The 18,335-nt window shown below is 64.5% G+C and carries 19 protein-coding genes and 1 tRNA gene; 3 read left to right on the forward strand and 17 right to left on the reverse strand.

Annotated elements, in window-relative coordinates; all coding sequences use genetic code 11:
• Positions 1-48: 48 nt before the first annotated feature.
• Both VL52_RS08805 and VL52_RS08810 read right to left on the reverse strand, forming a co-directional pair.
• Positions 49-972, reverse strand: a complete 924-nt coding sequence (locus VL52_RS08805) for a GGDEF domain-containing protein (RefSeq protein ID WP_046156678.1) — start codon at positions 970-972, stop codon at positions 49-51.
• A gap of 129 nt (positions 973-1,101) precedes the next feature.
• Entirely contained in the window at positions 1,102-1,731 is a 630-nt protein-coding gene (locus VL52_RS08810; protein WP_046156679.1) for a LysE family translocator, read from the reverse strand.
• 131 nt (positions 1,732-1,862) lie between these two features.
• Between VL52_RS08810 and VL52_RS08815 the strand changes: the two genes are divergently transcribed.
• Complete coding sequence (locus tag VL52_RS08815; RefSeq protein ID WP_046156680.1) at positions 1,863-2,417, forward strand: GNAT family N-acetyltransferase; 555 nt, start codon at positions 1,863-1,865, stop codon at positions 2,415-2,417.
• Between the two features lie 79 nt (positions 2,418-2,496).
• Here VL52_RS08815 and VL52_RS08820 read toward each other — a convergent pair whose 3' ends face one another.
• Positions 2,497-3,288, reverse strand: coding sequence for a ferredoxin--NADP reductase (locus VL52_RS08820; protein WP_046156681.1), 792 nt, complete (start codon positions 3,286-3,288; stop codon positions 2,497-2,499).
• A gap of 34 nt (positions 3,289-3,322) precedes the next feature.
• Positions 3,323-3,721 carry an NUDIX domain-containing protein gene (locus VL52_RS08825; RefSeq protein ID WP_046156682.1) on the reverse strand — a complete coding sequence of 133 codons (399 nt, stop codon included), beginning with the start codon at positions 3,719-3,721 and terminating at the stop codon, positions 3,323-3,325.
• Positions 3,722-3,785: 64 nt separating this feature from the next.
• On the opposite strand from VL52_RS08825, the gene VL52_RS08830 reads away from it, so the two are divergent.
• Positions 3,786-4,721 carry an isoaspartyl peptidase/L-asparaginase family protein gene (locus tag VL52_RS08830; protein ID WP_046156683.1) on the forward strand — a complete coding sequence of 312 codons (936 nt, stop codon included), beginning with the start codon at positions 3,786-3,788 and terminating at the stop codon, positions 4,719-4,721.
• Here the strand turns inward: VL52_RS08830 and VL52_RS08835 are convergent.
• Together VL52_RS08835 and VL52_RS08840 are read right to left on the reverse strand one after the other, a co-directional pair.
• On the reverse strand, positions 4,718-5,773 hold the full coding sequence (locus tag VL52_RS08835; RefSeq protein WP_046156684.1) for an NAD(P)H-dependent flavin oxidoreductase: 1,056 nt from the start codon (positions 5,771-5,773) through the stop codon (positions 4,718-4,720). The two genes, VL52_RS08830 and VL52_RS08835, sit on opposite strands and share 4 nt — an antisense overlap.
• 57 nt (positions 5,774-5,830) lie before the next feature.
• Complete coding sequence (locus VL52_RS08840) at positions 5,831-6,976, reverse strand: trans-sulfuration enzyme family protein (RefSeq protein ID WP_046156685.1); 1,146 nt, start codon at positions 6,974-6,976, stop codon at positions 5,831-5,833.
• Positions 6,977-7,209: 233 nt separating this feature from the next.
• On the opposite strand from VL52_RS08840, the gene VL52_RS08845 reads away from it, so the two are divergent.
• Positions 7,210-8,973 (forward strand): AMP-dependent synthetase/ligase, encoded by a 1,764-nt coding sequence (locus VL52_RS08845; protein ID WP_046156686.1) that lies wholly within the window; start codon positions 7,210-7,212, stop codon positions 8,971-8,973.
• Positions 8,974-9,026: 53 nt separating this feature from the next.
• On the opposite strand, the gene VL52_RS08850 is transcribed toward VL52_RS08845, so the two are convergent.
• From VL52_RS08850 to VL52_RS08900, 11 genes are all read right to left on the reverse strand, one after another.
• Positions 9,027-9,689, reverse strand: a complete 663-nt coding sequence (locus VL52_RS08850) for an amino acid ABC transporter permease (RefSeq protein ID WP_046156687.1) — start codon at positions 9,687-9,689, stop codon at positions 9,027-9,029.
• Positions 9,690-9,761: 72 nt separating this feature from the next.
• Positions 9,762-10,535, reverse strand: coding sequence for a transporter substrate-binding domain-containing protein (locus VL52_RS08855; protein ID WP_235429248.1), 774 nt, complete (start codon positions 10,533-10,535; stop codon positions 9,762-9,764).
• Positions 10,536-10,710: 175 nt separating this feature from the next.
• Entirely contained in the window at positions 10,711-11,673 is a 963-nt protein-coding gene (locus VL52_RS08860) for a GumC domain-containing protein (protein WP_160298929.1), read from the reverse strand.
• Positions 11,674-11,787: 114 nt separating this feature from the next.
• A complete protein-coding gene (gene ychF / locus VL52_RS08865; RefSeq protein ID WP_046156690.1) occupies positions 11,788-12,879 on the reverse strand; it encodes a redox-regulated ATPase YchF in 1,092 nt (363 codons plus the stop codon).
• Between the two features lie 69 nt (positions 12,880-12,948).
• Positions 12,949-13,530, reverse strand: a complete 582-nt coding sequence (gene pth, locus VL52_RS08870; RefSeq protein WP_021478222.1) for an aminoacyl-tRNA hydrolase — start codon at positions 13,528-13,530, stop codon at positions 12,949-12,951.
• 92 nt (positions 13,531-13,622) lie between these two features.
• A complete protein-coding gene (gene rplY / locus VL52_RS08875) occupies positions 13,623-13,910 on the reverse strand; it encodes a 50S ribosomal protein L25 (protein ID WP_046156691.1) in 288 nt (95 codons plus the stop codon).
• A gap of 58 nt (positions 13,911-13,968) precedes the next feature.
• Positions 13,969-14,952, reverse strand: coding sequence for a ribose-phosphate pyrophosphokinase (locus tag VL52_RS08880; RefSeq protein ID WP_021478224.1), 984 nt, complete (start codon positions 14,950-14,952; stop codon positions 13,969-13,971).
• Between the two features lie 89 nt (positions 14,953-15,041).
• Positions 15,042-15,116: transfer RNA gene (locus tag VL52_RS08885), tRNA-Gln, on the reverse strand.
• 6 nt (positions 15,117-15,122) lie between these two features.
• Positions 15,123-15,977, reverse strand: coding sequence for a 4-(cytidine 5'-diphospho)-2-C-methyl-D-erythritol kinase (ispE, locus tag VL52_RS08890; protein WP_046156692.1), 855 nt, complete (start codon positions 15,975-15,977; stop codon positions 15,123-15,125).
• A 56-nt stretch (positions 15,978-16,033) separates the two neighbouring features.
• Positions 16,034-16,576 carry a lipoprotein insertase outer membrane protein LolB gene (gene lolB / locus VL52_RS08895; RefSeq protein WP_144408841.1) on the reverse strand — a complete coding sequence of 181 codons (543 nt, stop codon included), beginning with the start codon at positions 16,574-16,576 and terminating at the stop codon, positions 16,034-16,036.
• Entirely contained in the window at positions 16,573-18,321 is a 1,749-nt protein-coding gene (locus VL52_RS08900; protein WP_046156693.1) for a tetratricopeptide repeat protein, read from the reverse strand. Before VL52_RS08900 ends, lolB begins: the two co-directional genes overlap by 4 nt.
• Positions 18,322-18,335 lie beyond the last annotated feature (14 nt).

Below are 18,335 nucleotides of genomic sequence, written 5' to 3' on the forward strand. Positions count from 1 at the left end.
AACAAAGAAGGCGGGAGCGATCCCGCCTTTTTTCATGCCGCTCCCAACTTAAAGCCGCACGCGCCAGGTATTGCGCCCGCCGGCCTTGGCTTGATACAAGGCTTCGTCCGCCCGGCCCAGCGGCGCCGACAGATCGTCGCCGGCGCGAAGCAGCGACATTCCGATCGAACAGGTGTAGGAGAAGGCCGGGTCATCCGCCAGCGGCCGCGACGACTGCACATCGGACAGTATGGTGCGGATCAACGCTTCCGCCTGCTCCAGGCCGCTGCCGGGCAACAGCAGCAGAAACTCCTCCCCGCCCAGCCGCCCCAGACTGTCATGGGGCTTCAGCAAGGGCTGCAACCTATGCGCGAAATCGCGCAGCACCGCGTCGCCGGCCAGATGGCCCTTCAAGTCGTTGATCAGCTTGAAATTGTCCAGATCCAGGATGGCCACCGCGGCGGCCTGGCAGGCGCCGCCATGGTATTGCTCCACCAGGCCGTCCATCTGCTGCAGAATGTGGCCGCGATTGCCGATGCCAGTCAAGGGGTCGGTCAGCGCCGCGCGCTGCGCCAGGTCGCGCGCCTGCCTGAGCTCGCGCTCGCCGACGCGCAGCTCGGTGATCTCGCTGCCGACGCACAGCATCCAGCCGCCCGTCTGCGTGGTCTCGGTCATCCAGATCCAGCGGCCGTCGGCCAGATCGGTTTCGAACGCGCGGAACGGCAGCTTGGCCCGGCGCGATTTCGCCGAGGCGAGCCAGGATTCGAAATCCCGGGTCTGGATCTGCGTGCCCTGGCGGTTTTGATAATTGCGCCGCATCAGCCGCTCCCAGCTGATGCGCTCATCCGGCGCCACCCCCAGCGCCGCGCAAAAAGCCGGGTTGGCGTAGCGCAGGCAATCGCGCTCGTCGAACAGGGAAATCAGCAGCGGACAATCCCGTTGCAGCGACATCAGGCGGGAGGCGATGTCTTCGTCTTCATCGGCAGGCTTCATACACTGGCATCCGGCGGCATCCGGGCCGATGTCCATCGGCCCGCCGCCGCCCGTTGCGGACGGCGGTCATAAGCCATGGTAGAGCAAAACCGGGGAGGGATTAAGCGCCGTCGCCCGGGCCGGCCCCGTTCACTTCTGCCCCGCTGCCAGCAAGCGCAAAGCCAGGCCGCCGAATACCGTCGCCAGCAGATATTGCGGCCAGCGTCCGCCCTTGCCGCCCGCCAACGCTCGGCCCATGCGGCCACTAGCGACGATCACCAGCGCGTTGACACCGAAGCCCACCACGTTCAGCACCGTGGCCAGCAGCATGATCTGCAGCGCCACCGGACCGGCCTGCGGCTCGACGAACTGCGGGAACAGCGCCAGCACGAACAGCGCCATCTTGGGATTGAGCAGATTGGTGGTCAGCCCCTGCAGCGCGATGCGCACCAAGGGCTTGCCGTCGGCGCCGGGCTCGGCCGCGCGCAGCACGCTCTTGCTGCGCAAGGTGGTCCAGGCCAGATACAGCAGATAGGCGGCGCCGGCGATGCGCACCGCGTCGTAGGCCACCGGCACCAGCACGAACAACTGGGCCAGGCCCAGCGCCGCCAGCAGGGCGTGGCAATAGGTGCCAAGCTGGATGCCGAACAAGGTGGCGAAGCCGGCGCGCAGGCCCTGCCCGGCGCTGCGGCTGGCGATCAGCAGCATGTCGGGGCCGGGCGTGGCGGCCAGCGCGAGACAGGCGAGGGAGAACAACAGCAGGGTGGACAGGGTGGGCATGCGCGGGGCTCCGTTACCGGTGACGAAGGCATTCATCATACCGGCATCATCCTGACGCGAACAGACGCGCGTCCAGGTTTGAAGGGCCGCGGCGTTTAGGGTATATCTATTTGTCCTGACCAGGAGGATTAATGGACTTCCCGACCCTGCATACCCCGCGGCTGGCGCTGCGCGAAATCACGCTGGACGACGCGCCGGCGCTGCTGGACATCCACGGCGACGCCGACGCGATGCGCTGGTTCGGCACCGATCCGCTCACCACGCTGGAACAGGCCCGGCAAATGGTGGAGAAGTTTGCCGGCTGGCGAAACCTGCCCGCGCCCGGTGTCCGCTGGGGACTGGCTCCGCGCGAAGGCGGCTCCCTGATCGGCAGCATCGGCCTGTTCAAATGGAACCCGGGCTGGCGCTGCTGCACGCTGGGCTACGAACTGGCGCGCGGCCGCCAGGGACAAGGCCTGATGAGCGAGGCGCTGCGCGCCGCGCTGGCCTGGGGCTTCGAACATATGGAGCTGAACCGGATCGAGGCCCAGGTCCATCCGGACAACCAGGCTTCGCTGACGCTGCTGGAACGGCTGGACTTCAAGACGGAAGGCCGAGCCCGCCAGGCCGGCTTCTGGCTGGGCCGCTACCAGGATCTGATCAATCTGTCGCTGCTGCGCGAGGAAAGCGCGCTGGCCGCGGCTTAGTGCCGCTAACAACATGCTGTTTCATGCCTGAGGCAGGGCGCGCCGACGCAGCAGGAGTTTACTCGGCGGGGCCAAGCGCTTACCAGCCGTTTTCCAGCACGATATGGCCCGGCGCGTTCTGCCGGGTCATCCGGTAGCCCATCTTCATCAACTGGCGGTGGGTGTCTTCCACCATCTTCGGGTTGCCGCACAACATGAAACGGCTGTGCTCCGGCGACATCTCGATGCCGGCGCGCGCCGCCAGCTCGCCACTTTCCAGCAGGGCCGGCACGCGCTGGCTCAGCATGCCGGCCGGCGCATTACGCGTGACCACCGGCAGGTACTGCAGCTTGTGGCCATGCTCATGCCACAGCGGATGGCCGCGCAGCGCGGCGATCTCGTCCTGGAACGACAACTCCGCCGCCTCGCGCACGCAATGCGCCAGCACGATGCGCTCGAAACGCTGCCACTCCCCAGGCTGCTTCAGAATGGACAGGTAGGGCGCGATGCCGGTGCCGGTGGCGATCAGCCACAAGTCCCTGCCGGCCGGCAGCCGTTCGGCCTGGAAAAAGCCCATCGCCCGCTTGTCCAGCATCACCTCGGCGCCCGGCTGCAGCCTGGCCAGCCGGGAGCTGAACAAGCCTTCCGGCATCACGATGGAATAGAACTCCAGGAACTCGTCGTACTCGGCCGAGCACATCGAATACGCGCGCCACACCTGGCCGCCGCTCTCCAGCGGCAGGCCCAGCCGGGCGAACTGGCCGGCCGCGAAGCGGAAGCCGTCCGGCCGCGTCAGCCGGAAACTGATCAGCTTGCCGGTCCAGCGCTTCATGTCGGTGATGGTTTCAACGGTGTATTTCTGTTGAATCTCGGCTTCCAGCGCGGCGTCCATCTTCACTCCAATTGTTGAGTAATTTACTCGACAATTATGCGCCCGGCCCGCCCGCCTTGCCAAGCCAGTCAGCCAGTTGTGGATGCAAGGCCTGTTCCCGCAAGGCCTGCAACGGCATAGCCAGCAGCTCCGCCACCTCCGGCCCCAGCCGCCAGGATTCGGGCAGCGGCGCGTCGTACAGCGCGCAGCGCTCGCCGTCCAGCCGCATCTCGCCCAACGGGCGCAGCGGCAAGCCGGCCACGCCCAACTCCTCCGCCAATTCGCGCGCGGCCGCCGCCAGCGGCGTTTCGTCGGCCTCAATGCCGCCCCCGGCTGCGAAGTCCAAGCAACCCGGATGGCTGTCGTCATCCCACGCGCGCCGCTGCCACCAGTAACCATCCTTGCCTATCAACAAAACCAGCGCGCTGGTCGCCACACCGTCGTCGTTGCGCATCTCTGGCGAACTCCCATCAAAAGCCTCATGCTAACAGTCCACTCGCCCCCCTGGATATCGACACATGACCATCGCCCTCGCCTTGCACGGCGGCGCCGGCACCCTGCGCCGCAGCGACATGGACGCCGAACTGGAGCGCGCCTACCGCGCCGGCCTGGAACAGGCGCTGGAGGCCGGCCACGCGGTGCTGCGCGGCGGCGGCTCGGCGCTGGACGCGGTGTGCGCGGCAGTCTGCGCGCTGGAAGACGATCCGCTGTTCAACGCCGGCCGCGGCTCGGTGTTCAATCTGGACGGCAAGCAGGAAATGGAGGCCGGCGTGATGGATGGCAGCCGCCAGGACGCCGGCAGCGTCGCCGGCCTCGCCGCTGTGCAGAACCCGGTGCTGCTGGCGCGGGCGGTGATGGAGCGCACGCCCCACGTGACGCTGGGGTATGCGGCGGCGGAAGATTTCGCCCGCCGGGAAGGATTGGAGATGCGGCCGCCGGAATACTTCCACACCGACAAACGCTGGCAGGCCCTGCTGGCGGAAAAGGAAAGGCTGGCCAACGGCGGCTCGGACGAGGACATCTCCGAGGACCGCAAGCACGGCACCGTCGGCGCGGTGGCGCTGGACGCGCAAGGCCGGCTGGCGGCGGCCACCTCCACCGGCGGGCGCACCGCCAAATGGCCGGGCCGCATCGGCGACACCCCGGTGATCGGCGCCGGCACCTGGGCCGACGCCTATTGCGCGGTGTCGGCCACCGGTCACGGCGAATACTTCGTCCGCGCCGCCGCCGGACATGAAATCTCGGCCCGGGTCCGCCATCTGGACGAAACCCTGTCCCAGGCCTGCGACGCCGTGGTCTACGGCCAGCTGCTGACCATGGGCGGCACCGGCGGCGTGGTCGCCGTCGACCGCTACGGCCGGGTGGCGCTGCCGTTCAATTGCGAGGGGATGTACCGGGCGGCGATAGACGGCGCGGGCTTGCGCACCGTCGCCATCTACCGAAGCGAAGACTAGCGGTAGGCGGCCTGCCATTCCGCCTGCAGCTGGGCGATCAGCTCGCCGGCCGGCAGTTCGCGCGCGTCGGCGACGCCTTCGCCGGCCCACAGCGACATCAGCTCGCTGCGGCCGGCCTTGGCGGCGGCCGCGCGCATCGCGCCGGTGAGCGCGTTCGTCACCGGATAGGCGGGCAACTTGTCCTGCCACTGCGCCATCTCTTCCATATAGCGGTTGTCCAGGCCGCGCGCGTAGCGGCCGGAAAACGCCCGGGTCAGCCGGGTGGATCCCGGCTTCGCCGTCGCCAGCGCCTGTTTCCACAGCGGCGAGATGCCGGACTCCGGGCAGCGCAGGAAGGCGGTGCCCAGCTGGCAGGCGACGGCGCCGTGGCGCATCGCCGCCGCGATGTCGCGGCCGTGCATGATGCCGCCGGCGGCGATTACCGGCAGCGGCAGGTTCTGCGCCAACTCATAGGTCAGCGACAGCATCGGCCGCAGCGACTGCCCCTGCTCGCCGATGAAGGTGCCGCGATGGCCCCCGGCCTCGCGCCCCTGCGCGCACACCGCGTCCGCGCCCAGCGCGGCCCAGGCCAGTCCTTCGGCCAGATTGGTGGCGGTGCCGACCACCAGGATGCCGGCGTCGCCCAGCGCGCGCATCTGCTCCGCGTCGAGGATGCCGAAGGCGAAGCTGGCCACCGCCGGCTTCAATTCCAGCACCGCTTCCAGCTGTTCGTCGAAAGGCTGGCAGAAGCTGTCCGGCGCGGCGGGCGCATCCAGGCCTAGTTCCGCGTGCCAGGGCTTGAGCAGGTCCAGCGCCAGCGCCAACTCATCCGGATTGGGCTGCGGCCGCTCCTGGACGAACAGGTTGATCCCGAACGGCTTGTCGCTCAAGGCGCGGATCTTGTCCGCCTCTTTCCTGATCTGCGCCGGGGACAGCAGCGCGCCGGCCAGGAAACCCAGGCCCCCGGCCTCGCCCACCGCCGCCGCCAGCTGCGGCGTGGTCGCGCCGCCGGCCATCGGCGCCTGTATCACCGGCAACTTCAGTTGCAACTGCTGCCATCTCGCTGCAGACATCCGTATTCTCCTTGTTCTAGGGTCTTGCCAGCTAGCCGGGCCCCGCGCCCGGTTCGATCAATCGCGCAGCGCCTGCGCCAAATCCTCCAGGATGTCGTCCAGGTCCTCGATGCCTATCGACAGCCGCAGGCCCCCCTCCACGATGCCCAGCGCCGCCTTCTGCTCGGCCGGCATGCCGCCATGGGACATCGTGTAGCTGTGGTTGACCAGCGACTCCACGCCGCCCAGCGACTCCGCCAGCGCGAACAGCTTCAGCTTCTGCGCGACGCGGCTGGCCGCCTCCCGGCTGTTGTCCTGCAACTGGATGCTGATGATGCCGCCGAAACGCTTCATCTGCCGCTTCGCCAACTCATGCCCCGGATGCTCTGGCAGGCCGGGATAGAACACCTTGGCCACCGCCGGCTGCTCCAGCAGCCAGGCCGCCACCTTCTCGGCGCTGTCGCAATGGCGCTCCATCCGCAGCGCCAGCGTCTTGATGCCGCGCAGCGTCAGGAAGCAGTCCTGCGGCCCCGGCACCGCGCCGGCGGCATTCTGCAGGAAGCGGATGTCGTGGTGCAGCTTGTCGTCGCTCACCGCCACCAGGCCCAGCAACACGTCGGAGTGGCCGCCCAGGTATTTGGTGGCGGAATGCACGACGATGTCCGCGCCCAGCGCCAGCGGCCGCTGCAGATAAGGCGTGGCGAAAGTGTTGTCCACCGCCACCTTCACTCCATGGCGGCGCGCGATGGCGGACAGCTCGGCGATGTCGACCATGCCCAGCAAGGGGTTGGTTGGCGACTCCAGCCACAGCAGCCGCGTGGCCGGCGTGATCGCCATCTCCAGCCTCGCCGGATCGGAAAGGTCGACAAAACTCACCTTGATTCCGGCCGGTTCCATCACCCGGGTCAGCAGCCGGTAAGCGCCGCCATACAGGTCGGCCACCGCGATCACCTCGTCTCCGGGCTTCAGGCAGGCGCGCAGCACCGCGTCTATCGCCGCCATGCCGCTGGAGAAGGCCAGGCCGTGCTTGGCGTCCTCCAGGCTGGCCAGGCAGTCCTGCAGCGCGCTGCGGGTCGGATTGCCGGTGCGGGCGTAGGCGTAGCGCAAATCTTCGCCGACATGGTCGAAGGCGAAGGCCGAGGTCTGGTACAGCGGCGGCATCACCGAGCGATTGTGCTCGGCGTTGTCGTAGCCGACATGGATGGCGCGGGTAGCGAATTTCACAAAAATCCCTCTAAATCATGAGCTTGGGCCAAATTGCCCGACAATCAAACCCTAACTCCTTGCAAATCATGCATTTGCCATGCTCATTTCATCACGATGCCAAAATTTCAGGCCAATTGCGAGCAAATATCGGCAAATTGTCCTGATTTTCGCCAAGCTAGCGCCGTTTTTTACTTTACAGCGGCGGCCAATAGGGCTATTTTGCTGCGTTTCGCATTAAAACCATCGTTTGCATGAAGCTAGAACGCGTTTTTGACATCCTGTCCCACCAACTCGCCAACCATCCCCGCCCGGACTGCCTGGCGGCGAAGTCCGGCAAGGCTTGGCGGCAACTGTCGACGGCCGAGGTCCGGGACACCGTCAACCGCGTCAGCCTGGGCCTGATGGAAATGGGCATCCAGCGCGGCGACAAGGTGGCCATCGCCGCCGACAACAGCATCGAATGGGTGCTGGTCGATATCGCGCTGCAACAAATCGGCGCGGTCAGCGTGCCGCTGTACCCCACCATCACCCTTGATGATGCACGCTATATCCTGGCGCATGCCGAGGTCAAGCTGGCTTTCGCCGGCAGTGCTGCATTGCAACGAAAACTGCACGAGGCATTGGGCAGGCTGTCCTGCCCGATCTACGGCCTGGCCGACATCGACGGCGCGCCTTCCTGGCGCGAGATCGCCGAGCGCGCGCGCCTGGAGCGGATGGCCGAGCTGGACGCGCTGCGCGACGCCGCGCGCGCCGACGACGTCTACACCATCATTTACACCTCCGGCACCACCGGCCGCTCCAAAGGCGTGATGCTGAGCCACCGCAACGTGCTGAGCACCGTGGTGGCCACCGCCGCCTTCACCGGCCTGCCGCAGGGCCGCTGCCGCGCGCTGAGCTTCCTGCCGCTGTCGCACATCTTCGAGCGCGCCGGCGTGTTCTATTACCTGTACAGCGGCACCGGCATCTATTTCGCCAGCGTGGAATGCCTGTCGTCGGCGCTGGCCGACGTCAAGCCGCACACCTTCAGCGCCGTGCCGCGCGTGCTGGAGAAGGTTCACGAGAAGCTGGTGGGCAAGGCGCGCGACCTGACCGGCGCCAAGCGCCGCATCTATCAATGGGCGCTAGCCCGCGCCGAGCGCTTCGACCCCAACCGCCGCCGCTCGCCGCTGGACGCGATCCAGCACGCGCTGGCCGACAAGCTGGTGTACAGCAAATGGCGCGCGGCGATGGGCGGCGAGCTGATCTCCATCAACGTCGGCTCCGCCGCGCTGCAGCCGCGGCTGGCGCGGATGTTCTGGGCCGCCGGCATCGCCGTGGCCGAGGGCTACGGCATGACCGAGAGCTCGCCGGTGATCTCCGCCAATCCGTTCACCGCCCGCGGCGTGCGCATCGGCAGCGTCGGCCTGCCCCTGCCCGGCGTCGAAGTGCGCTTGGCCGACGACGGCGAGATCCTGGTGCGCGGCGACAACGTGATGTCCGGCTACTACAAGGAGCCGGAACAGACCTCGGACGCGCTGCGCGACGGCTGGCTGCACACCGGCGACATCGGCGTGCTGGAGAACGGCTACCTGCGCATCACCGACCGCAAGAAGGAAATGTTCAAGACCAGCAACGGCAAGTACATCGCGCCGCAGGCGCTGGAGAACAAGCTGAAGGAATCGGCCTTCATCGACCAGATCATGGTGGTGGGCGACGGCCAGAAGTACGCGGCCGCGCTGATCGTGCCGCTGTTCGAGAAGCTGAAGGAATGGTGCGCCGAGCACGGCATCTCCTACACCACCGACTGCGAGATGAGCCGCCATCCCAAGGTAGTGGAGCTGATCGACCGCGAGGTCAAACGCTTCAACCGCTACTTCGGCAGTTGGGAGCACATCAAGAAGTTCTCGCTGCTGGACAAGCCGTGGTGCGTGGACGCCGGCGAGCTGGCGCCGACCTTGAAGCTGCGCCGCAAGGTGATCACCGAGCGCTGCCGCATATTGATAGACGGCATGTACGGCATGCCGGAGCCGGCATAAACGAAAAGCCCCGCGATACGGGGCTTTTTCATATGGCGGAAACCAACAACGGCTCAGCGCTGATGCGCCAGATTGAGCCGGTTCTCCACATGGCGCTGCAAGCGCTCGAACAGCGCGCTCAGCGCCCAATAGATGGCGGCAGCGGCCAGATACAGCGGCAGCGGCTGGAAGGTCTGGGCGATCACTTCTTTCGTCGCCAGCATCAGCTCGGTGACGGTGATCACCGATACCAACGAAGTGTCCTTGATCAGCGAGATCAAACTGTTGGACAAGCTGGGCACCGACAAACGCAGCGCCTGCGGCGCGATGATGTGTCGCATCGTCTGCCACCAGGTGAAACCCAGCGAGAAAGCCGCGTCCCACTGCCCCTTGGCCACGCCGGCGATGCCGCCGCGCAAACTCTCCGACAGATAGGCCGCCACATTCAGCGTCAGGGCCAGCACGCCGGCAGGCACCGGATCCAGCTCCAGGCCCACGCCCGGCAAACCGTAGTAGATGACGAAAATCTGCACCAGGAGCGGCGTGCCGCGCATCGCGCTGACATAGAACGCCGCCAGCTGCGACAAGACCGGCAGCTTCGCCACCCGCACCATCGCCACCGCGAAACCGAGCGCCAGGCCCAGCACCATCGCCACCAGCGCGAACAGCAGCGTATGCGCCGCGCCCTGCAGCAGCACGGGCAGCGCCGCCTCGAACAGAGCCATCCAATCGCCCATCTCTTCCCTTCCCTGAAAAGCCGACGCCCCCGCTAAAGCAGGGGCGTGCGGCTCATGCTATCACAAACCGGCTTATTTCTTCGCCGCCGCGGGCGCCTTGGACACGTCGATGCCGAACCACTTCACGGAAATCTTCCGGAAGGTGCCATCGGTCTTCATGCCGCTCAAGACCTTGTCGATCTCGGACTTGAATTGCGGATTGCCCTTGGCGAATGGGATCGCCATCGTCGCCACGTCGCCCACCGGCGCGCCGGCCTTCAGCGGCAGCTTGGCCTGCTTGATCGCGAACGGAATCAGCAAGCTGTCGTTCAGCGCCGCGTCCAGGCGGCCGGTGGCCAGATCCTGCAGGTATTCCGGCGCGCCGGGATAGGTCTTCACCTGCACCCCGGCCGCGGCCTTGGCCATGTCGGCGTAGTTGCTGCCCTGGCCGACGCCGAGCTTCTTGCCGTTCAGGTCGGCCAGGTTCTTGAAGACGCGGCTTTCGTTCTTGCGCACGATCAGCTGGGCGCTGGAGTAGGTGTAAGGCTGGCTGAAATCGAACACCGCCTGGCGCTGCGCGGTCACGCCCACCTGGTTGACGACGATGTCGAACTTGCCGCTTTGCAGGCCGGCCAGCAGGCCGCTCCACTCGGCGGTGGCGAATTCCGGCTTCACCTTCATCCGGCGCGCGATCTCGGTGGCGATCTCAACGTCGAAACCGGTCAGCTGCTGCTTGGCGTCTTTGAAATTGAACGGCGGGTAAGTGCCTTCCAGTGCGATCTTCAGTGTGCCGCGCTGCCTCACCGTGTCCACCAGGTCTGCCGCGAGGGCGAGATTGCCGATTGCAGCGGCCATCAGTGCAAGCATCAACTTCTTCATATCAATATAACCTTTTGAAATATATAACTCAAAAAATAATTACATGGAGAATATCAATAAAACCACATATTGCACAAGCTCCCCCCTGCCGCGCCAGTCCCGCCCTCAAAGTAAACAGCCCCGCCGAAAAGCAGCGGGGCTGTGGCTCAGGCCAGCGAATCGATCATTTTCCAGGAGATAAGACCAAGCGCCCCGATCGGCGCCATTGCAAGACGAGCGCCAGCAACGTGGAAATCGCCAAGCCAATCAAACCCGCCATGGCGACGATCAAGCTGCGCTTGGGCGAAGACTTCATCAGAGGCGGGGTAGCTTCAACCAACACTTGCACGTCCTGCGAGGCCACCAACTCCGCCTGCTGCACCTGTCTCGCCAATTCCTGAGTCAGCGCACGGTGGTAGTACAGGTCTCGAACCTCGGTAAACAAATCCGGCGGCAAGACCATCACCTCACCGCTGGCCTTGGCCAATTCCATCTTGATCTGCATCAGCGCGCTATCGAGATTATTGGTATCACCGGCGGCAAGCATACCTTCGAGACTGGCAAAGCCACTTACCATTTGAACTGCAGTCGAATCCAGCTTCAAACGGCCGCTTTGAATATCCGCACGCACCTCTTTCTCCGCCTGCTTCAAACGCTCACGGGAGGTCGTCAGCCGCCCTTGCAGCACATACAGCTTACGACCCTGCTCAGTGATATGAGCGCCCAGTATCTGCTGACGGCAAAGATCGGCCAAATAGTTGGCTATGCGCGCGGCCATGGCCGGATCCGGATCCGTCACCATGATTTCCAACGGTTGATCCTTTACCACGTTGACTTTCAAATGGCCATTCAACAATGCCAACTTGGCCTCGCTTTCGCTGTCACGCTTATAACGCGCCGCAAGGCCAAACTTTTCCACTGCCTGCTTCAGCACAGGGTCGCTCTGCAGCAGCGCAGCCCCACCTTTCGCCCCGATCGGCTCAGCAATCAGCAACTGGGTCTTTGCCGAAAAAACATCTGGCATGCTCAACGACCAAGCTAGCCCCAGCGCGCCGGACAGAGCGCAACCGGATAACAGTAAGCACCAATTCGCCAAGCAGAACTGCGCAACCTGCAACAAACTGATTTCATCTTCTTCGCTCTTCACCACTGCACCCCGAGTCTCCGACAACACTGGCAACACAAATCAATTTGATTAGCAAAACAAGTTCTTATAGCAAAAGTGGCGGCGACTCGCCACCACCCGCTTTAGAAGAACTGTTTAGACGTTGAACAAGAAGTTCATCACGTCGCCGTCCTGCACCACGTATTCCTTGCCTTCGGCTCGCATCTTGCCGGCTTCCTTGGCCTTGGCCTCGCCGCCGTAGCCAATGAAATCAGTGTAGGAGATGGTTTGGGCGCGAATAAAGCCACGCTCGAAATCGGTATGGATCACACCAGCCGCCTGCGGCGCGGTGTCACCGATATGGATGGTCCAGGCGCGCACTTCCTTGACGCCCGCGGTGAAGTAGGTTTGCAAGCCCAAAAGCTTGTAACCGGCGCGGATCAGGCGATCCAGGCCAGGCTCTTCCAGGCCCAGCGTTTCCAGGAACTCGGCCTTGTCGGCGTCATCCAGCTCGGCGATTTCGGATTCGATGGCCGCGCACAGCGCCACCACCGGCGCGCCTTCGCTGTCGGCCAGCGCCTGCACCCGCTCCAGCAGCGGATTGCCGCTGAAGCCGTCTTCGGCCACGTTGGCGACATACATCGCCGGCTTGATGGTCAACAGGCACAGCGGCTTGATCAGCGCCTTTTCCTCGTCGGACAGGGCCAGCGAGCGCGCCGGCTTGCCTTGGTCCAGATGCGGCACCAGCTTTTCCAGCACCGCGATCAGCGCGCGCGCGTCCTTGTCGCCGGACTTGGCTTTTTTGCCTTCGCGCTGCATCGCTTTTTCCACCGCGGACAAGTCGGCCAGCGCCAGCTCCGTCAGGATGGTTTCGATGTCGGCGATCGGGTCCACCTTGCCTGCAACGTGAACGATATTGTCATCCTCGAAGCAGCGCACCACGTTGACGATGGCGTCGGTCTCGCGGATGTTGGCCAGGAACTGGTTGCCCAGGCCTTCGCCCTTGGAGGCGCCCGCCACCAAGCCGGCGATGTCGACGAACTCGACGATGGCCGGCTGGATTTTCTGCGGATTGATGATCTTGGCCAGTTCGGCCAGGCGCGCATCCGGCACTTCGACGATGCCGACATTGGGCTCGATGGTGCAGAACGGGTAGTTGGCGGCTTCGATGCCGGCCTTGGTCAACGCATTGAACAGGGTGGACTTGCCGACGTTGGGCAGACCGACGATACCGCATTTCAGACTCATTGCTGTCTTCCTAAAGAAATTCTATTTCAATCCATTATGGCGACGGACCGTCGGACCGCCAGCCCGCAATCATTTGGCTTCGGTGTGCAGCGCCTTCATCGCCTCGGCCATCTTGCCGGCGATCGCGCGCGGCAGCTCGCGCAAGGATGCCAGAATGGCCTCGTCCAGCGCCTGCTGCTCCTCGGCGCGCGGCTTTTTCAGCACGAAGTTGGCCACTTCCTTCTTGTCCCCCGGATGGCCGATGCCAAGCCGTAGACGCCAGAAGGCCGGCGAGCCCAGCCGCGCCGCGATGTCCTTCAGACCATTGTGGCCGCCATGGCCGCCGCCCTGCTTGAAGCGGGCCACGCCGGGCGCGAGATCCAGTTCGTCATGCACGACCAGGATCTCGTCCGGCAATATCTTGTAGAAATGCGCCAGCGCCAGCACGGCCTGGCCGGACAGGTTCATATAGGTCATCGGCTTCAGCAGCCAGACGTCCTGTCCTTCGATCTGGATCCTGGCGACGTCGCCGTGGAACTTGCCTTCCGTGCGCCAGTTGCCCTTGAACTGCCAGCACAACTCGTCCACCAGCCAGAAACCGGCGTTATGGCGCGTCTTTTCGTATTCGGGGCCCGGGTTGCCCAGGCCGACAATCAGGCGGGTGCCAGACATATCGCTCATTCCAATGAAAAAAGCCCGCTGCCCGCCACCTGGGCGCACAACGGGCTTTTCACCGTCACCGCGAACGGCGACGGCAGCAGAAATCACACACGAGCGAAGTCGATGTGCATCACTTGCTGTTTGTACGGGTGCATCTGGAATGCAGCCACTTTCACTTGCTCTTTCTGGCCGTCGATGACCAGATCCAGCACGGAAGCGTGGAAGCCTTCGTTCTTCAGCGCGTAGTACATGGTGTTGTGATCCAGCACCAGGGAAACGGCTTCCTTGCCGGCGCCGTAAACCACGGCCGGCACTTGGCCAGCGTGACGCAGGCGGCGGCTCGCACCCGTACCCAGATCAACACGCTTGCTAGCAATCAGTTCAAAAGACATTGTAAAGCTCCAGTTTCAGTTAAAAGCACCCGGCCGCCGCGACCAGCAGGCCAGATGTTTACGGCAGGCAAGCGCCCGTCGCAACCAGTTCCTCATTGAAGAGGTAGGACACCGATTCTTCGTTGTTGATCCTGCGCAGCGTTTCTGCCAGCAGGCCGGCGATCGAAGCCACCCGGATGTTCGGGCAGGCCTTGGCCGCGGCGGTCAACGGGATGGTGTCGGTCACCACCACCATATCGATGTCGGAATTCTTGATGCGGTCCACCGCCTGACCGGAGAAGATCGGGTGGGTCGCATAGGCCAGCACGCGTTCGGCGCCGCGCTCCTTCAGAGCGCTGGCCGCCTTGCACAGCGTGTTGGCGGTATCGATCATGTCGTCGACGATCAGGCAGGTGCGGCCCGAGACATCGCCGATGATGTTCATCACTTCGGCCACATTGGCCTTCGGGCGGCGCTTGTCGATGATCGCCAGATCCGTGTTCAGCGCCTTGGCCACCGCGCGGGCGCGTACCACGCCGCCCACGTCCGGGCTGACCACGATCAGGTCGTCGAAGCGCTGGGCGCGGATGTCCTTCAACAACACCGGGGTCGCATAAACGTTGTCCACCGGGATGTCGAAGAAACCTTGGATCTGGTCGGCATGCAAATCGACGGTCAGCACGCGGTCGATGCCGGCGCTGGTCAGCATATTGGCCACCAGCTTGGCAGAAATCGGCACGCGGGCGGAGCGCGGACGGCGATCCTGCCGGGCGTAGCCGAAATAGGGAATCGCCGCGGTGATCCGGCCGGCGGACGCGCGTTTCAGCGCATCGGCCATGGTCAGGATTTCCATCAGGTTGTCGTTGGTCGGCGCACAGGTGGATTGCAGAATGAAAACGTCGCGGCCGCGAACATTTTCCAGCAGCTCCACTGCCACTTCGCCATCGCTGAACTTGCCGACATCGGCGCGTCCCAACGAAATATCCAAATGTTTGACTACGTTCTGAGCAAGTTCCGGATTAGCCGTACCGGTAAATACCATCAAACTGTCGTATGCCGCCATGATTCGCTTTGCCTTAGCTGGATAAAGAAAAAGCGTGTAAGGCTCTCTTACACGCTTTTTTCATGCTCTCTCTTATTCGGAGAAAGTCCTGGCTGGGGAGGTAGGGATCGAACCTACGAATGCCGGAATCAAAATCCGGTGCCTTACCACTTGGCGACTCCCCAGTAACCTTATTCAGCGCTGTCGAACAGAGGGTGGACATTCAGTCCTTCCGCTACAAATCCCTGATATTTTTTCGACAACACTCGGTAAACTTTATCGGCTTCGTCTTTCGACTCGAATTCCATAAACACGCAAGCGCCGGAACCGGTCATCAGCGGCGAACCATATTTTCTTAACTCGCTCAGTACTTCATTCACCGCTGGAAATCTTTTCTCTACAACGCTTTGCAGGTCGTTTCTGCGCTGCTGCGTTGTTTCGAGGATTCGCATTATGCCGAGGCGACCTACCTCTGTCAACATGCTTTGCGAAAAATTGCGGAATATCTCGGCAGTCGGCACATGAACCTGTGGGTGAATTACCAAATACCAGGCAGGCTTCAAGTAAAGGGGCTCCAGCACCTCTCCGACTCCGGTGGCCAACGCATTGCGGCCGAAGATGAAAACCGGCACGTCGGCGCCCAACCTCAAGCCCAGCGCCTGCAGCCTCTCGCGCGGCCAATCCAGCCCCCACAAGCGATTCAACGCGATCAGCACGGTGGCGGCGTCGGAACTGCCGCCGCCCAGGCCACCGCCCATCGGGGTGCGTTTTTCCAGCTCGATGCTCGCTCCAAGCCGGCAGCCGCTTTCCTCCTGCAGCAGCCGGGCCGCGCGCACGGTCAGATCCTGCTCCGGCGGCACGCCGTCGGTCGGCGTCAAGAGCTCGATCGCGCCGTCGTCGCGGACTGCCAGGCGCAACGTGTCGCCAAAATCGATGAAACGGAACACCGTCTCCAGCAAGTGGTAGCCGTCGGGCCGTTTGCCGACCACGTGCAGCAACAGGTTGAGCTTGGCCGGAGCCGGATAGGTGTGAAACGGATGCCGCATGTCTATCTTGTTCTGTATCTGAATGGTGGGTATTCGGAGCGCGCGGGGAAGCCGGCTCACTGCCAGCTCTGCACCACGACCTTGACGGTCAGGCCTTCGCGCTGCATTTCCACCCGTTTGGGATGGTCGGCCTCGACGTCGGCGTCGCGGACGAAGCGGATATGCCAGCCCTGCTGCTCCAGATTGCCGTCGGCGTCGACGCGGCTTTCCAGGCCGGGCGCCGGCAGGCCGCGTATCCACCACACCAGATTGGACAGCGGCAGCGGCCACCCCATCACCTGCCGGGTCAGGCTTTCCACATCGTCGGCCTGCCAGCTTTTGCCGTCGGCCAGCAGCGTCACGCCGCCGGGATCGCGCAGCACCTTGGCCACAGTGTTGCCCAGCGGAGAGTTGATCGCCACTTCGTCGCGCGGCGGCTGGTGCCGCCAGTCGAAATTGGCGACATGGCCCTTGCCGTCCAGATTGGCCGACAGGCGGCCGCTGACGCTGAACGGCGCGTCGGCCGCCGCTTCCAGCGACGGCTTGGGGCGGAACAGCGCTTCGTTGGCGCAGCCGGCCAGCAGCAGCGCCAACGACAGCAGCAGCGCGCGCCGGATCACGGCTTGGCCCCCAGGCGGCGCATCGCCTCGGTGATCACCTCGTGGCCGGGATGCTGCGCCAGCTCCTTGCTCCACACAGCCATGGCCTCGTCGCGGCGGCCCTGCTTCCACAGCACTTCGCCCAGATGCGCCGCCACTTCCGGATCCGGCATCGCGGCGTAGGCCTTTTCCAGATTGCGCCGCGCGGCGTCCAGCCGGCCCAGCTTGTACTGCACCCAGCCCAGGCTGTCCTGGATCACCGGATTGCCCGGCTCCGCCTTCAGCGCCTTTTCGATGTAGCCATAGGCTTCCTGGTAGCGCGTGGTCCGGTTGGCCAGCGTGTAGCCGAGCGCGTTCAAGGCCTGGGCGTCGCCGGGCTTGTCCTTCAAGATCTGTTTCAGGTCTCGCTCGGAATTGCCGGTGTTGCCCAGCATGTCGGACACCAGCGAGCGCTCGTACAGCAGTTCGGTCGAACGCGGCTGCCGCTGCAGCGCCTGGGTCAACACTTCGTAAGCGCGGCGCGGCTGCTTGGCCTCTCGCGCCAGCTGCGATTGCAGCAAGGCCACCGAAACTTTCTCCTGGTCGTTGCCGCCCAAACCGTTCAGACGAGCCAGCGCCTCTTCCAGATGATCGTTTCCGGCCTCGAGTATCGCCAGCCGGGATTGCGCGGGCAGATATTGCTGGCCGGGGCCGACCTGGCGGTACCAGTTTTCGGCGCGCTCGACATCGCGGCTGTCTTCCGCAATCTGTCCCAGCGTGTAGCGGACGAAGTCCTGTTCCGGATACTGGCTGGCCAGCGCGTGCTGCAGCCGGTCGTCGGCGGTTTTCAGATCGCGCATCTGGTAAGCCAGCAGGCCGGTCGCGTACAACAGGTCGGCATTGTCCGGATGCGTCTTCAGCAAGGCTTCGAAAGCGGCGCGCGCTTCGGGGAAACGCTTGGCGCCGACCAGCAGGCGCGGGTAGGCGGTCTGCAGCTCCAGCCCGGCGTCGGGACGGCGCGCCAGCTCGCGCTGCAGGAATTCCGCCGCCGCGTTGATGTCCTTGCGGCGCAGCCTGTCCACCTGCCAGGCCACCGGCAGATCCCATTTCGGCGCGATGCGCGCCAGGCGGTCGAACTCGCGGTCCACCGCGGCCTGGTCATTGTTGTCGGCGGCGGCGGCGAGCACCGCGAAACGGGCCTCCGGCAGATCGGGATAGCGATCGGCAAGTTCCTCCACCAGGCGGTAGGACGGAGCCGAGCCGCCGTCCTGCCTGGCGCTCAGCCGCGCCAGCTGGACGAAAATCGCCGGGGCGCGCTGCGGCTCCAGCCGCAGCAGCTCTTCGATCAAGGGTTTGCTTTCGGCCAGCTTGCCGCCGCGCATCAACGTGATGAACAGCTGCTCGCGCGCCGGCAGGGAGTTGGGATCCAGCTCTATCCACAGTTGCAGCGCCTCGGTCGCCGGCTTCAACTGGCCGGACAACAGGCAGAATTCAGCGGCGCGCTGGGCCATCCGCGGATCGCGGGTCTCGCGCGCCAGATCGAGATAGGTAAGCCCGGCGGAACCGGCCGCGCCGCGGCGGGCGGCGATCTCGCCAGCCAGCACGCCGTAGAGGATTTCGGGCGACAGTTCGACCTTGGGCAGCACGGCCTCGTCCGGCTCGGCCGCGGCGGCCGGTTTCGACTCGGGCTGAGCGGGCGCCGACGCCGGTGGCTTGACGCCGGCGCAGGCCGACAGCAGCAGCGCCAGCAGCAACGGGAGGGATCGTTTCAGCGGTTTCATTCGCATGGATTAAGTTGCCT

Origin of the sequence: Chromobacterium vaccinii, assembly GCF_000971335.1 — a bacterium.
GTDB lineage: Bacteria > Pseudomonadota > Gammaproteobacteria > Burkholderiales > Chromobacteriaceae > Chromobacterium > Chromobacterium vaccinii.